This is a genomic window from Acinetobacter sp. CY81, assembly GCF_059515925.1.
Window position 1 is genome coordinate 404,194 of record NZ_JCAKNC010000002.1, and the last position, 15,181, is coordinate 419,374.

Genomic DNA, 15,181 nt, shown 5'->3' on the forward strand with positions numbered 1-15,181 from the left:
ATTAAATGAATACTCAAATAGTCGAAGTATTCAATTGTGCATGATGATTTTTCAATTCAGCTAAGGCTTCAATTCTCTTTTGAATCAGCATTTCGCCAATATCTGGTCCTTTCACATCTGCTGGCAAATCTGATGCTTTAATGCTACGAACCAATTGCATCGCTTCAGTCAAATAGCGAGCTTGAGGATAGTCCCGATCTTCCAAACCTAAACGACCACGAGAATCACACTCACATGCCTGAATAAAGGCTTCAACACGTTCAGGACGTCGCAGTACATCTAAGCGTTGCAGTAAACGCCATAATGTACCTGCTTTTAAAGTAAAAGCTTGATGAGACTTGAGATGTTCTTTACACACTGCAATGGAGAGTTGCTTGGTATTGGTCGGTACTTTTAAACGATCACAAATATCATTTACAGGTTGTACACCGCGTTCTTCATGCATGATATGACGTGGTAATTCATCCTTAGGTGTCAATGCTTTACCTAAATCGTGAACCAAAACAGCAAATCGAACATCTAAAGAATAGTTTGCACGACACGCCTGTTGCAAAGACATGAAAGTATGAATCCCACAATCAATTTCAGGATGATATTCAGGACGTTGTGGAATACCAAATAGTGCATCAATTTCAGGGAATAAAACTTTTAAAGCACCGCATTGACGTAATGTTTCAAAATAAACATCAGCATCACGCTCCATGAGTGCGCGTGAAGTTTCTTTCCAAACACGTTCAGGTGTGAGTGCTTTCAATTCACCAGAGTCAGCGAGTTGTTGCATCAGCGCTAACGTTTCTTCAGCAACAGTAAATCCATATTGATGATATCGTGCAGCGAATCGAGCGACACGAAGCACACGTAGCGGATCTTCAGCAAAAGCATCTGAAACATGGCGGAGGATTTTATTGTTTAAATCTTCATGTCCATGATAAGGATCGTAGATTTTTCCATCATCATCCATCGCAATGGCATTGATGGTCAGATCACGACGAATCAAGTCATCTTCAAGCGTCACACTAATATCTGTATAAAACTCAAAACCGTGATAACCCTGTCCAGATTTACGTTCTGTACGAGCTAAAGCATATTCATCTTTGGTTTCAGGATGAAGAAAAACGGGGAAGTCTTTGCCCACAGGTTGGTAACCTTGAGCCAAAAGTTGCTCTGGCGTTGCACCAACAACAACATAATCTTTTTCGTGATAGGGGTGTCCGAGCAACTGATCTCTGACTGCACCACCTACTAAATAAACTTGCATGAAAAAACCTCTATTCTTCAAGCAATCATGCTACAGAATAGAGGTTTTCTCAAGTCACATGATGTGACTTCAATGATAAATAGCCTAAACTTTGGTGGAAGCTATTGATCTAATTTTGAATCAAAGGGCAGCATTCTCAGCTTCTTGGATTTCTGCAACAGTCAGTGCAGTCATATTGACGACACGTCGAGTTGTTGCTGTAGGCGTCAAGATGTGTGCAGGTTTAGCAGCACCCAGTAAGATTGGACCAATGGTCACATTGTTACCTGATGTTGCTTTTAACAAGTTGAATGAAATGTTGGCTGCATCAAGGTTAGGCATAATCAATAGATTTGCAGAACCTTTGAAGCGTGAATTCGGGAATGCAAAATGACGAATATTTTCATCTAATGCTGCATCACCGTGCATTTCACCTTCAACTTCAAGTTCAGGTGCGATTTCACTCAAAATATCAAACACTTTACGCATTTTTTGAGCGCTTGCATCTGTTTGATCTGAGCCAAAGCTTGAATGTGATAAAAGTGCAATACGAGGCGTGATACCAAAGCGACGAACTTCTTCAGCCGCTAAAATCGTCATTTCCGCTAATTGTTCCGCGGTTGGATTACGGTTGATATAGGTATCAGCAATAAACAAGTTACGATCTTCAAGCATTAAAGCATTCAGCGTGAAGAATGTATTACGACCTTCTTGAAGCCCAATCACATTACTGACGAAATCCAAATGAATGTCATAGCTCGAGTAAGTACCACACAACATACCATCTGCTAAACCATGTTTAACCAACATTGCTGCGATTAAGGTAGAGCGACGACGTGTTTCACGCTGTGCGTATTCAGGTGTTACGCCCTTACGTTGCATGATGTTGTAATAGTCATCCGCAAATTTTTCGTAATCAGGATTTTTCTCTTGATCGACGATGGTGATGTTTACACCATGCTCAAGACGTAAACCGAGTTTCTTAATGTTTGCTTCAATGACAGCTGTACGACCAACGAGGATAGGGAAGGCTAAACCTTCATCAACCGCGATTTGCACTGCACGAAGTACACGTAAATCTTCACCTTCAGCATAAGCGATACGTTTAGGATCAGATTTTGCTTGAGCGAAAATAGGTTTCATCATGAATGCTGAGTTATAAACAAACTCAGACAAACGCTGACGATAATGTGAGAAATCTTGGATAGGGCGAGTAGCAACACCTGAATCCATTGCTGCTTGTGCAATTGCAGGTGCAATTTCAAGAATTAAGCGTTGATCTAGTGGACGCGGAATTAAATAATCACGACCAAATGATGCAGACTTTTCACCATAAGATGCCGCATCTGCCTCAACATGTGCCATACGTGCAATTGCATGTACACAAGCAATTTTCATTTCTTCATTGATCGTCGTTGCACCTACATCAAGCGCACCACGGAAGATGTATGGGAAACAAAGTGCATTGTTCACTTGGTTAGGATAATCAGAACGACCTGTTGCCATGATCACGTCATCACGGACTTCATGTGCATGTTCAGGCAGAATTTCTGGATCTGGATTTGCCAATGCAAAGATGATTGGATCTTTCGCCATCACTTTAACCATTTCTTTGGTTAAAATGCCTGCAGCTGAAAGACCAAGGAACATATCAGCATCTGCAATCACATCAGCAATTTGAGAGCCTTCAATATCTTGCACGTAAGCTTTCTTAGATTCATCTAAGCCTTCACGTTTTGTAGTTAACAAACCGCGTGAATCAGCAACGACGATATTTTCTTTCTTCGCACCTAGAGCGCAAAGTAGGTTTAAACAAGACAGTGCTGCAGCACCTGCGCCTGAAGCGACAATCTTGATTTCATCAATTTTTTTGCCATTTAACTGTAAAGCATTGAGTAATGCTGAACCCACAATGATCGAAGTACCGTGTTGATCATCATGGAATACAGGAATGTTCATACGTTCACGGAGTTTTTGCTCGATATAGAAACATTCTGGTGCCTTGATATCTTCAAGGTTAATACCACCAAAAGTTGGTTCTAAAGAAGCAACGATATCCACAATTTTATCTGGATCATTTTCATCAATTTCGATATCGAATACATCAACGCCAGCGAACTTTTTAAATAGAACGCCTTTACCTTCCATAACAGGTTTTGATGCTAAAGGACCAATGTTGCCTAAGCCAAGTACCGCAGTACCATTGGTGATTACAGCGACCAAATTACCGCGAGCTGTGTAAAGTGCAGCCTTTGATGGATCTTTTTCAATTTCTAAACATGGAGCTGCTACACCTGGTGAGTAAGCTAACGCTAAATCATGTTGGTTAATAAGTTGTTTGCTTGGTGTGACACTAATTTTTCCTGGAGTTGGAAATTCGTGATAATAAAGTGCTTGCTCTTTTAAAGATTGATCGTCCATCTGAATCCCAGTTTTTACAGTATCCCAGCATCGCTGGTTTTTTGGTTATTTCACCTTGAATATACCACTAGTTCTACATTCATCCCAGTTAAAAAGTCGATAATTTACACAGTTTAAGACTATGGTTTTAGGAAAATCATTGTTATTGGATGAGTTTTTATTGAATTAGGAATTCCGTACAATCTTCAGCGTTTAAAGGGCGTGAGAAGTAGTAGCCTTGGAAATAATCACAGCCTTGTTGTTTTAAGTATTTAATTTGTTCTAAGTTTTCGACACCTTCCGCCACGAGCTTCATTCCCATCGCTTTACCCATCGCAATAATCGCATTCACAATCGCATCGTCTTTGGTTGAGCCAATTTTAGTGATAAATGCGCGATCAATTTTAAGGATGTCGATTGGGTATGCTGCAAGATAAGCCAATGATGAATAGCCTGTACCAAAATCATCCAAAGCAATTTTAATATTTCGATCTTTAATTTGTTGTAATAATTCAACAACCGATTCGGATTTATCCAATAAAGAGGATTCTGTTAGTTCAAGTTCAAGAAATTTTGGGTCAATTTCATAGCGAGCTAAAGCTTCATCAATTTGATTGAGTAATAATCCACGATGAATCTGCTGAGCTACGATATTAACGGAAATTTGTATATTGCTGAGCCCTTGATCTTGCCATTGTTTGATTTGTTTACAGGCTTCAAAGAAGACGAATTCACCAATTTCAGAAATCATACTGGTTTCTTCGGCAATCGCTAAGAAACGATCAGGCATAATCATACCGTGTTGAGGATGATTCCAGCGAATAAGTGCCTCAAAACCAACGGTTTTCATCATTTCACTGTCGACTTTTGCCTGATAGTAAACTTGCAGTTCATTGTTCTTCACGGCATTTTTAAGATCAATCTCAAGTTGTAAATCACTGCCTTGGATGGTATTAGATTTATTTTTATAATAATGCGCCGTATTTCCGCCCAGTTTTTTCGCCTCTAAAAGTGCAATTTCAGCATGGCTGTTCAAGCTACCAATTTGACGCCCATGATCTGGGTAGATTGCGACACCAAGAGACACTGTAACGGCATGCTCATGTCCATAGATTCTAAATGGACGACTACACACAGCGATGATTTCATCAATTTTTTGTTGGATTGGATTACGTGGATGACTCAAGTTGTAAATAATCGCAAAGTCATCATTGTTAAGATAAGCAATCAGGACTGCATCGGGGCAAGTTTTCTTTAATCTTTTTGAGATTTTCTTTAATAATTCATCGCCAGCTTGATGGGTTAGGAATTCGTTAAAATTTCTAAAACGGTCAATGTTTAAACGTAAAACTGCAAAATGGTTGAGCGGTTTGGTTTTATTTACCAAATATTGATGCATCTGAAGGTTGAAATATACGCGGTTCGGTAAATCTGTTAATAAATCATAGTTTTCTAAATAGGCGAGTCTTTCTTCATGTTGACGCCGTTCAGTTAAATCTGTAATTGCACCGACGTAGTTGATGATTCGATTTTTATCATCATATACCGCATTAATATGTAGCCATACGGTCAGTGATTTACCTGAAATAAACTCATCGCTGACTTCTGCATTAAAAGAGCCTGTATTTAAAACTTTCTGAGAAATCTCTGAATGAACCTTGCTGATTTCAAAGTGTGTATTGATCGTAATATCAAACATATGCCGAGCAATAAGTTGATCACGCGGAATATCGATTAGCTCACAGAAGTAGGGGTTGGCATCTAAAAAACACAAATTAGTGTCTAAAACAAAAATACCTTGAGCAGCTTGATTGAATACAATCGATGCTAGTTTAAGTTGATCTTGGTCATTTTTTTCTTGTTCAATATCTTGGTGGATACCCACCATTCTTAAGGGCAGTCTGGTCTCAGGGTCTCGTGCAATGACTTTGCCAATATCTTTAATCCAATGCCATTTCTCATCATGAAAGACACGATAACTGGCTTCAAAACGGTCTGAATAGCCTCTGAGATGTTGTCTCATGAGTCGATTGTAAGTGGGTTTATCATCAGGGTGGATCAGAACATCAATTTGGTCTTTATTATCATATTGGATGACTTTAACTTCTGATTTTTTGCCAGAAAGTTCGATGGTTCTTTTGTCAATATTCCATAGCCATGAATGAATACCCGCTGTTTCATGCGCGAAGTCTAAGTTGGCTTGATGATTCTGTAAGCTTTCATTAATACGGTTAATGTCGTAAGTACGTTCTTTAACTTTTTGTTCTAATAGTTGATTGTTGAGTTGTAACTCATTTTCGATATTTTTAGATTTTGCAATTTCCAGTTGTAACTGACTTTGTAAAACTTCGGATTCATTTAAATGTTTTTTGGATTGTTTTAAATAGAACTGATTGTGAATATTAAGTCGATTCAGATGACGATGAATTTTATGCGTTAAAATTGCACTGATTAAAACAACGATAGACCAAGAGTAAAAGATAAAATTATAAACGTCGGGTACGTTGTCATGAAAAAATGTTTTTGCCAGTAATACAGGGATGGTTGTTGGTATAAACATGAATAAAAAGTAGCGTAATCTTTGGGTTAGATAAACGATACCGATAATATAAATGCTGGATGACATGAGACTAGAAAGTAGAACATGTATTCCTGTAATTTGGCTATTTTCCACGATCAGGTAGTGGTTAATAATCAGAACGCCAATCCCTAGACTTGTACCACAGATCAAACAAACCAGTTGGCACCATGCATCTAAGTTAAATAGGCTAATTTTTTTTGAATCAATAAATTGTTGTGTGATAAACCAAGCAAAAATATTGATTGAGCTGTTGACGAAAAACCAAATGTTATAATTGGTTGATTGATAATTGAAAAATTGATGATAGGTAACAATATTATAAAAACTGGTAAATACGACCCATACGAGAAAAAATCGTAAATGATATGCCGCTTTTTTAATTTGTGATTCAGTAACACCTTTAGAGAGATGTTCATCCTGAACGTCATACATAATGGGCAATTACCTATTTAATTTTCATTTTGATTATTAGAATCTATAATTCTTTCGATTATTTAGTTCGTTTAAAATTATTCACTAATTACATAGTTAAAGTTACTGTTAATTGTTGCAAAAATCAACAAAAACGTAATGTAATTAGCATTTTTTTTTTATTAATGAGTTAAATTTTATAGTTCAAAATCGAAAGCGCTACTACGGGTGCAGTTTCTGTTCTGAGGACGCGTTCACCAATACACCAGTTGATAAAGCCTTTCTGATTTGATGCGCTAATTTCCTCTTCGCTAAGACCACCTTCAGGACCAATAAGCAGGGCAATGTCTGGAGTGGCATTGGTCAGTACATCGATTTCATCTTTATTGGGTGCAAGGACTAGCTTTGTGGTGGGTAAATCAGTTTCGAGCCACTTTTCCAGTGAAATCGGAGCTAGAATTTTAGGGACAATATTGAGACCACATTGCTCACAAGCTGCAATCGCAATACCTTGCCAATGATCAATTTTCTTTTGATCACGATCGTACTTTAAACGCATTTCACAACGGTCTGAAGTCAGAAGTTGAATTTCAGAAACGCCCAACTCCACTGCTTTTTGAATCGCATAATCCATACGATCACCTTTGCTCATCACTTGACCGAGTAAGGCTTGAAACTTTGGTGTACGGTTTGCAGGATTGAATTGAGTGACTTTGACAGATGCAGCTTTTTTCGCAACATCTACCAATTCAACTTCATATTCACCACCTTGCCCATTGAACAAAGTGGCTTTTTCGCCATTTTGAGCGCGTAAAACTTTAACCCAATGATGAAATACAGTTTCAGTCAGTTCAACGATGGTATCTACTGCTAAATCAGTTTCAATATAAAAACGTGGCATTAAAATTTTACTCTCAAAATAACAATAAATGACTTAAGCAAGACCAAGGTCTTGAACAAGTTGACGGGTAGGATCAGTGGTATTCATGGTGTAGAAATGCAAACTTGGTGCACCTCCTGCAATCAGGCGTTCGCAAAGTTTAACAATCACTTCATGACCAAAGGCTTTGATTGAAGCAGTATCATCACCGTATGTCGCCAATTGCTTACGAATCCAACGAGGAACTTCCGCACCAGTACCATCTGCGAAACGAATTAAATTGCTTGCATTGGTAATTGGCATAATGCCTGGAGCAACAGGAATATTCACACCTTCTCTCTGAATGCGATCTACAAAGTAGAAGTATGCATCTGGATTGAAGAAGAATTGAGTGAGGGCAGCATTTGCGCCGGCATTGGCTTTTTCACAAAAACGTTGAATGTCTTTATCGAAGCTGTCTGCTTGAGGATGCATTTCAGGATAAGCCGCAACTTCAATATGAAAATGATCACCTGAATGTTCACGAATAAAGCGAACCAAATCTTGAGCATAAGGAAGTTCACCTAAGCCCACTTGACCTGAAGGTAAATCACCACGTAAAGCAACAATACGGTCAATGCCTTGTGATTTATACAAATCAAGTAATTCGGCAATACGCTCTTTGCTATCACCAATACAAGACAGGTGAGGGGCAACAGGTGTGCCTTTTCCATTGAAGTCATTCAATGTAGACAACGTGCGTTCACGAGTTGAACCACCTGCGCCGTAAGTCACAGAGAAAAATTCTGGATTGAGCAGTTGTAGTTCTTTATGAACAGTAATGAGTTTTTCAGCACCCGCATCAGTTTTAGTCGGGAAGAACTCAAAAGAAATAGGAATCTGTTTAGACATGTTCAAATCCTTTTTACTTATAAATCATTTTAAAAAATCAAAGAAAAGCAGGCTAGGAAGCCTGCTTTAATTGCGATTAGTATTTATAAGTCTCAGATTTAAATGGACCTTCAACTTTAACGCCTAAGTAGTCTGCTTGTTCTTGAGTCAATTGAGTCAAGACACCACCGAAACCAGCAACCATTGCAGCAGCAACTTCTTCATCTAATTTCTTAGGTAGAAGTTCTACACGAATAGCCGCTTTCTTTTGGTCTTCAGGAAGATCAGCAAATTTCTCAGCGAATAAGTGCATTTGACCTAAAACTTGGTTTGCAAAAGAACCATCCATAATACGTGATGGGTGACCAGTTGCATTACCAAGGTTTACAAGGCGACCTTCAGAAAGAAGGATTAAGTAGTTGTTTTCGTCTTCTGAACGATACACTTGGTGAACTTGTGGCTTCACTTCAACCCACTTGTAACCACGTAAGTAGTTAGTGTCGATTTCAGTGTCAAAGTGACCGATGTTACAAACAACTGAACCAGCTTTTAATGAATCAAGCATTGCTGAGTCACAAACGTGGTAGTTACCTGTTGTTGTTACAATTAAGTCAGTATTTTGAAGAAGATCAAGATTGATATCTTCTTTCTTACCAGTTTGTACGCCATTTTTGTATGGAGAAACAACTTCGTAACCGTCCATGCATGCTTGCATTGCACAAATTGGATCTACTTCAGTGACACGTACAATCATGCCTTCTTGACGAAGTGATTGTGCAGAACCTTTACCAACGTCACCGTAACCGATTACAAGTGCACGACGACCAGATAAAAGCATATCTGTACCACGTTTGATTGCATCGTTTAGTGAGTGACGGCAACCGTATTTGTTGTCATTTTTAGACTTAGTAACAGAGTCATTTACGTTGATAGCAGGAACTTTTAAAGTACCGTCACGTAACATTTCATACAGACGCTGAACACCTGTCGTTGTTTCTTCAGTTACACCGTGGATTTTAGCAATGACTTCAGGGTATTTTTCATGAGCTAGAAGCGTTAAGTCACCGCCATCGTCTAGAATCATGTTGGCATCCCAAGGTGTGCCATTTACATTGATTTGTTGTTCAAGACACCACATGTATTCTTCTTCAGTTTCGCCTTTCCAAGCAAATACTGGAATACCCGCTGCAGCAATCGCAGCAGCAGCATGGTCTTGAGTAGAGAAGATGTTGCAAGATGTCCAACGAACTTCAGCGCCTAATTCAACTAGAGTCTCAATTAAAACTGCAGTTTGAATGGTCATGTGGATACAGCCGAGAATTTTCGCGCCTGCAAGTGGTTTTGCTGCTGAGTAGCGTTTACGCAAACCCATTAGCGCTGGCATTTCTGCTTCAGCAAGTTTGATTTCTTTACGACCGTAGTCAGCTAAAGTGATATCTGCAACTTTGTAATCTGTAAATGAAGCATTAGCCGCGTTCATCAGGATCTCCTAGGAATAAATAGATTGGATCGTTATGTTCGCGGATGCCGTTTTTGGTTCTTCTGAGATGAATGAACCGATGGTCGAGCCTAGCGTTTTTACCCAAGCATTTATGTGCCTGCTGGTAAAACGTCGCAGCATCCCTCGACTAGCGGAGTATTGTACTTGGAAAATGGTTCAGTTCCAATCTGAAATTGGTTATTATCTAACTGAACGTTTTAATACGAAATTCAACAACAAAGAAAACTCATACAGAAAAAATAATCACAGAGTTTTGAGCAGTATTCAGGAATCTAGAGAATTTATTTTTATTAAAGATAAATTTTTATGATGAAAAAAACTTACATATCACTTTGAAAAATAAAATTAGGAATGGTTGAATGAAAAAATGGATAGCTTTCACTTTGCTGATTTCGATGCAACTTAGCGCTAACGATTCGACGGGTTATGTTTCCACAAATGGCATTGAATATTTGAAAAGCAAAGATATTCAAATGCTCAGTGAAGATCTTTTTGTTAGTAAGAAGCTGATCAAAGTGGATTATCAGTTTAAAAATTTAAGTTCAAAAGATGTAACTGAAACGATTCTTTTTCCTTTACCAAGAATAGATAATTTTTTTGATGGTGGAGATTTTGCAAATACAAAAAAACTATTACAAACATTTAAAGTCAATGTGGATGGTAAAGACATTCAGCCCAATATGAATGTCAGAACCTTTATTCAAAAAGATGAAAACACAGCAGCCATTGATACAACTGAACTATTCAAACAATGTGGTTTTTCTGAAACGGAAATGCTCAATCCTTGGAATCGTAAAAGCTATGAATATTTAGATTCTGAAAAAAAATTAAGAAATTGCAAAAAAATGGAAATGCAAAAAGTCTTAAATGAATATAAAAACGATGTAATTCCATGGTCTTCACAGGTAATTTATAGCTGGAAACAAACCTTTAAAGCAAATTCGATTACCCGAGTTAAACATCAATATGCTCCGTTGGTGGGTGGTTCAGTCGCAGTTCATTTACCAGAAAATGCCAAAACTTATTGTACGGATCAGAGCTTTATAGCAGGCTTAAAAAAGGCTCAGTTAGAACAAGCGCCTTATGCTGCATTAGGATACATTCTAAAAACAGGAGCAAATTGGGCAAAACCGATTGAAAACTTTAAATTGACCATCGAGAGAGATTCAAAAGAATTAGTATCTTTTTGCTGGTCGGGTAAGGTGAAAAAAATCAGTCCGACTCAATTTCAAATGGTTGAGAAAAATTTTGTGCCTAAACACGATTTGAATATTATATTTGTGCATGCGCGTGATGAATGAAAGTTGAAATAAGAATGAAGCAAAATGACACAGAAGAAATATAATTTTAAAGCGCTGATGGAATTGTCTTTAGGAGTGGTGGGATCAATTTTTATCGGCACTTTTTTTCTATTTTTATCTTATTATTTGTTTGTTGATGATGGACAGTGGAATTGTCTCAATTTTTGAATAGGTGAAATCTGAAAATAGGATAATTTTCATGCGTTTGTGCCGAAAATAATGGTTAATATAAAAAAGTTTTTATTTTTAAAAATCTCAAAGATTTGATTTTTTCAAATATAAATTCTTAAAAAAATTATATACAGGTACAAAACATGTCAAAAAGCCAAGTAGAACTTCAAGAATTTGCACAAGGGTTTCGTACATATTATTCAAGTTTAAACCCGACAGCAGGCAGGCCTGATGAAGTTTATAAAATTGAAAGTGTCCAAATTTCAGTACCTACTGCTGCACAAAACATTAAAGGCAGAATTTATATTCCAACCGAAAAGCCAAATGCAGATAAATTCCCATTAGTGTTATTTTCACATGGCGGTTGCCTTATCTCGGGTGATTTAGAAACCCATGATGTACTTGCCCGTGCATTGGCAGTACGTTTAAATGCAGTTGTTTTAGCATATGACTATACTTTAGCACCTGAAGAAAATGCGCTTGGGCAAATGGAAGAAGCCAAAGCAGCGTTTAATTGGTTATACGATCATGCAGATCAGTATAATGGTGATGTAAATAAACTGATTGGTATTGGTGATAGTGCTGGTGGTCAGATCACGGCCAACCTTTCTCACATTTATAAAGCTGATGCTGAACGCAAATTTGCAGCAGTTTGGTTGATTTACCCTGTACTGAGCATTAACTTACAAACTGAATCATTTAAAAAACTTGGAGAGAAATACTTCCCAAGTTCTGAGGTGATGCATATGGGTAGCCTATGCTTTATGCCAAAAGATGTTTCGGATAAAGATCCTCGGATTCTTCCATTGTATGCAAATCATGCCAATCTTGCGCCGACATTTATTTCAATTGGTGAGTTAGATCCATTATCTTCTGATAATTTTACCTATGCTGAAGACTTAAAAGTTGCAAATATTGCCCATGAGCTGAAGTTCTATCCAAACTCAGAGCATGGCTTTATTCAATACTTTAAAAATAAACAAGCACATGCTTTAGGTGAGCAAGCTTTAGATGATGGGATTGAGCAACTCAAAAAATGGTTGAACTGATTGTTTAGATCTCTCAGTAAAATGATCACTGAGACTTAAGCCTATAAACAAAAAGCCCATATCAAATGGGCTTTTTTATGTCTTAAATTATCAATTGACGTGTAATAGAAGTTATTTTTCTTCTAATGATTCAGCTTTTTTCTGCCAATAATCTGCTTGCTCTTCGTTAGCATCAACACCCATACCATTTTCATAAATAAAAGCTAAATCGCGCATTGCTTGAACATCACCAAGCTCAGCAGCTTGTTTGACTAAAGCAACAGATTTCGCTTCATCTTTTTCAATTACATCACCACGACGGTAGAAACCCGCAAGTTCTAAAGTTGCAGCAGGGTGTTTTTCGATATTGGCTTTGGATAGCCAGTAATAGGCTAACTCAAAGTGAGCTTTAGACTCTTCTGGATCTTCTTCACGAAGTTCTTTGGCATAAACGGTATAACCTTCACCTAACCAATACATTGCTTCAACTTGACCATTTTCAGCAGCTTTGAGCGCCCATTCTTCAGCTAAAGTAATGTCATCATCATGCTCACTTTGCATATATAAATCAGCAAGTTCAAACTGAGCGTCAGCATTTCCAGCAAGTGCGCGATTTGCAAGTTCAGTCGGGACAGTAATACGTTTAGGCATAAAAATTCCAAAGCCACTTCATGAAGCAGTAGATTAAAAGTAAAAAAAGCCAATATAAAAATTAGCCTATATAGTATAGCTTAGATTGGGTAAGCAGAATGTTGAAAATAAACTTAAGCTTTTATTTAGATCGACAACAGAACGTCTAAAACTGTTTGATCCCATGAATAGATGTCAAATTTCAAAGGATTAAGACTTAAAATATAGTATCTAAAATATTATAGATATCAGTGAGATTTGGTTCATTCTATTGTACCCAAAACATGATATGAAATATAAATCCAACCATAACTATAGCCTATAGTTGATTGATGATTTGATAGTAAAAACAATATAAATGGCAATATTTGATATTTTTGGCAGGTTTTATACGACTTTTGCATAACTTTTTCCTATAGCTAAAAGCATGCTTAATACCCTCAATTGAGGAGTTTTTAACATGTCGACAGCAAAAAAATATACCACTGACGTGATTATCATAGGTGCAGGCCCAGTTGGCTTAACGATTGCCAATGGTCTAGGACAATCAGGCGTTAATGTGACAGTCGTAGAACAGTTGGATCAGTTGATTGACTATCCACGTGCGATTGGTATTGATGATGAGTCATTAAGAACACTTCAATCAGTTGGTTTGATCGATAAAGTTTTGCCACACACGACACCTGATCATGCGATGCGTTTTTTAACACCATCTGGTCGTTGTTTTGCAGATATTCAACCGAAAACACGCGAATTCGGTTGGCCGCGCCGTAATGCATTTGTTCAACCTTTTGTTGATGCTGTATTACTTGAAGGTTTGGAACGTTTCAAAAATGTAGACATGCGTTTTTCACGTAGCGTGCAAACTTTTAAACAATTTCAAGATCATGTTGAAGTTCAAGTACAAAATAAAGAAGGTGACATTGAACTTATCACGGCTAAATATCTAGTTGCGTGTGATGGCGGTAATAGCTATGTACGTCGTATGCTCAATATTCCATTTGAAGGTGAAACTGCGCCGAATCAATGGATTGTCGTAGATATCGCCAATGATCCATTAGCAACACCACATATCTATTTATGTTGTGATCCTGTGCGTCCATATGTATCGGCTGCATTACCACATGGTATTCGCCGTTTTGAATTTATGGTGATGCCTGGTGAAACTCAAGAAGAGTTGAGCCAACCTGAAAATATGGCAAAACTTCTTTCTAAAGTTTTACCAAATACTGAAAATATCGATGTGATTCGTAATCGTGTTTATACCCACAATGCACGTATTGCAAGTCGTTTCAGAGATGGTCGTGTATTGTTAGCGGGTGATGCAGCACACATCATGCCAGTATGGCAAGGTCAGGGTTATAACAGTGGCTTGCGTGATGCCTTTAACTTGTCATGGAAACTTGCAATGGTCGTGAAAGGCAAGGTTTCAGAAAAAGTATTGGATACGTATCAACTTGAACGTCATGACCATGCCAAAGCGATGATTGACTTATCTGTGACTGCCGGTCATGTTCTTGCACCACCGAAGAAATGGCAAGGTACAGCACGTGATGCGATTTCTTATGTATTAAATTACATCAAACCTGCAAAACAGTATTTATTGGAAATGCGTTTTAAACCGATGCCTCAGTACAAGGCAGGTGTTTTAGTTGGTCAAGTGAATAAAACCTCTCCGATTGGAAAAATGTTTATTCAGCCTAAAATGCAAGATCGCTCTGGCAAAGTTCAATTACTTGATGAATTTATCGGAACAGGTTTTGCTGTGATCGCTTGGGGTGTAAATCCAACTTGGGGTTTAAAACCTGAGACATTGGCGAAGTGGAAAGCACTCGGTGTTAAATTTATTAAAGTAATTCCACCTGAACAGATGTCTACGACACCTCAAGAAAATGATGATGTGTTGACTTTGGGTGATTCAGAGCATGCGATTCGTGCATGGTTTGGTAAAACTAATGATTCAATGGTGTTCTTACGCCCAGACAAGTTTGTTGCGGCGATTGCTATTCCACAAATCAGTGAGCAAACCAGCCAAGCCATTTTTGAAAAGTTAGGTGTTTAATCGTATTTTGAAAGTTAAGTTTCATGTGAGATGGAGTGTATTTTTCAAATCTGTCGATGAAAACAGTTGAATAGAATATTTAAAAAAAGCCTGCATTGATTGCAGGCTT

11 protein-coding genes are annotated in these 15,181 nt (G+C 37.9%); 4 read left to right on the top strand and 7 right to left on the bottom strand.

Annotation, left to right across the window (positions count from 1 at the left end):
* Positions 1 to 13 precede the first annotated feature (13 nt).
* From AC5YDM_RS04195 to ahcY, 6 genes are all read right to left on the bottom strand, one after another.
* The gene (locus AC5YDM_RS04195; RefSeq protein WP_496150858.1) at positions 14 to 1,258 is read right to left on the bottom strand and encodes a multifunctional CCA addition/repair protein; all 1,245 of its coding nucleotides are present in this window, start codon (positions 1,256 to 1,258) and stop codon (positions 14 to 16) included.
* Positions 1,259 to 1,378: 120 nt separating this feature from the next.
* Positions 1,379 to 3,658: an NADP-dependent malic enzyme gene (locus AC5YDM_RS04200; RefSeq protein ID WP_496150859.1), complete on the bottom strand. Its 2,280-nt coding sequence runs from the start codon at positions 3,656 to 3,658 to the stop codon at positions 1,379 to 1,381.
* Between the two features lie 157 nt (positions 3,659 to 3,815).
* Entirely contained in the window at positions 3,816 to 6,650 is a 2,835-nt protein-coding gene (locus AC5YDM_RS04205; RefSeq protein ID WP_496150860.1) for a putative bifunctional diguanylate cyclase/phosphodiesterase, read from the bottom strand.
* A 169-nt stretch (positions 6,651 to 6,819) separates the two neighbouring features.
* Positions 6,820 to 7,530, bottom strand: coding sequence for a 16S rRNA (uracil(1498)-N(3))-methyltransferase (locus AC5YDM_RS04210; protein WP_496150861.1), 711 nt, complete (start codon positions 7,528 to 7,530; stop codon positions 6,820 to 6,822).
* A gap of 33 nt (positions 7,531 to 7,563) precedes the next feature.
* The gene (gene metF, locus AC5YDM_RS04215; RefSeq protein WP_496150862.1) at positions 7,564 to 8,400 is read right to left on the bottom strand and encodes a methylenetetrahydrofolate reductase [NAD(P)H]; all 837 of its coding nucleotides are present in this window, start codon (positions 8,398 to 8,400) and stop codon (positions 7,564 to 7,566) included.
* Positions 8,401 to 8,476: 76 nt separating this feature from the next.
* Complete coding sequence (ahcY, locus tag AC5YDM_RS04220; protein ID WP_496150863.1) at positions 8,477 to 9,859, bottom strand: adenosylhomocysteinase; 1,383 nt, start codon at positions 9,857 to 9,859, stop codon at positions 8,477 to 8,479.
* A 34-nt stretch (positions 9,860 to 9,893) separates the two neighbouring features.
* Here ahcY and AC5YDM_RS04225 point away from each other — a divergent pair, with 34 nt between their 5' ends.
* The 3 genes from AC5YDM_RS04225 to AC5YDM_RS04235 all read left to right on the top strand — a co-directional run bounded on the left by AC5YDM_RS04225 (position 9,894) and on the right by AC5YDM_RS04235 (position 12,401).
* Positions 9,894 to 10,190, top strand: a complete 297-nt coding sequence (locus AC5YDM_RS04225) for a hypothetical protein (protein ID WP_496150864.1) — start codon at positions 9,894 to 9,896, stop codon at positions 10,188 to 10,190.
* A gap of 49 nt (positions 10,191 to 10,239) precedes the next feature.
* Positions 10,240 to 11,181 carry a DUF4424 family protein gene (locus tag AC5YDM_RS04230; protein WP_496150865.1) on the top strand — a complete coding sequence of 314 codons (942 nt, stop codon included), beginning with the start codon at positions 10,240 to 10,242 and terminating at the stop codon, positions 11,179 to 11,181.
* Between the two features lie 314 nt (positions 11,182 to 11,495).
* Positions 11,496 to 12,401: an alpha/beta hydrolase gene (locus AC5YDM_RS04235; protein WP_496150866.1), complete on the top strand. Its 906-nt coding sequence runs from the start codon at positions 11,496 to 11,498 to the stop codon at positions 12,399 to 12,401.
* A 111-nt stretch (positions 12,402 to 12,512) separates the two neighbouring features.
* On the opposite strand, the gene AC5YDM_RS04240 is transcribed toward AC5YDM_RS04235, so the two are convergent.
* The gene (locus AC5YDM_RS04240; RefSeq protein ID WP_496150867.1) at positions 12,513 to 13,031 is read right to left on the bottom strand and encodes a tetratricopeptide repeat protein; all 519 of its coding nucleotides are present in this window, start codon (positions 13,029 to 13,031) and stop codon (positions 12,513 to 12,515) included.
* 439 nt (positions 13,032 to 13,470) lie between these two features.
* Between AC5YDM_RS04240 and AC5YDM_RS04245 the strand changes: the two genes are divergently transcribed.
* On the top strand, positions 13,471 to 15,072 hold the full coding sequence (locus tag AC5YDM_RS04245; protein WP_496150868.1) for a bifunctional 3-(3-hydroxy-phenyl)propionate/3-hydroxycinnamic acid hydroxylase: 1,602 nt from the start codon (positions 13,471 to 13,473) through the stop codon (positions 15,070 to 15,072).
* The last annotated feature ends 109 nt before the right edge of the window (positions 15,073 to 15,181 follow it).

Bases quoted from the DNA above. Each gene is read 5' to 3' on its own strand.
- AC5YDM_RS04230 (WP_496150865.1), top strand. From the start codon at position 10,240: ATGAAAAAATGGATAGCTTTCACTTTGCTGATTTCGATGCAACTTAGC.
- AC5YDM_RS04235 (WP_496150866.1), top strand. From the start codon at position 11,496: ATGTCAAAAAGCCAAGTAGAACTTCAAGAATTTGCACAAGGGTTTCGT.
- AC5YDM_RS04210 (WP_496150861.1), bottom strand. From the start codon at position 7,530: ATGCCACGTTTTTATATTGAAACTGATTTAGCAGTAGATACCATCGTT.
- AC5YDM_RS04240 (WP_496150867.1), bottom strand. From the start codon at position 13,031: ATGCCTAAACGTATTACTGTCCCGACTGAACTTGCAAATCGCGCACTT.
- AC5YDM_RS04225 (WP_496150864.1), top strand. From the start codon at position 9,894: ATGTTCGCGGATGCCGTTTTTGGTTCTTCTGAGATGAATGAACCGATG.
- AC5YDM_RS04200 (WP_496150859.1), bottom strand. From the start codon at position 3,658: ATGGACGATCAATCTTTAAAAGAGCAAGCACTTTATTATCACGAATTT.
- metF (WP_496150862.1), bottom strand. From the start codon at position 8,400: ATGTCTAAACAGATTCCTATTTCTTTTGAGTTCTTCCCGACTAAAACT.
- ahcY (WP_496150863.1), bottom strand. From the start codon at position 9,859: ATGAACGCGGCTAATGCTTCATTTACAGATTACAAAGTTGCAGATATC.
- AC5YDM_RS04245 (WP_496150868.1), top strand. From the start codon at position 13,471: ATGTCGACAGCAAAAAAATATACCACTGACGTGATTATCATAGGTGCA.
- AC5YDM_RS04205 (WP_496150860.1), bottom strand. From the start codon at position 6,650: ATGTATGACGTTCAGGATGAACATCTCTCTAAAGGTGTTACTGAATCA.
- AC5YDM_RS04195 (WP_496150858.1), bottom strand. From the start codon at position 1,258: ATGCAAGTTTATTTAGTAGGTGGTGCAGTCAGAGATCAGTTGCTCGGA.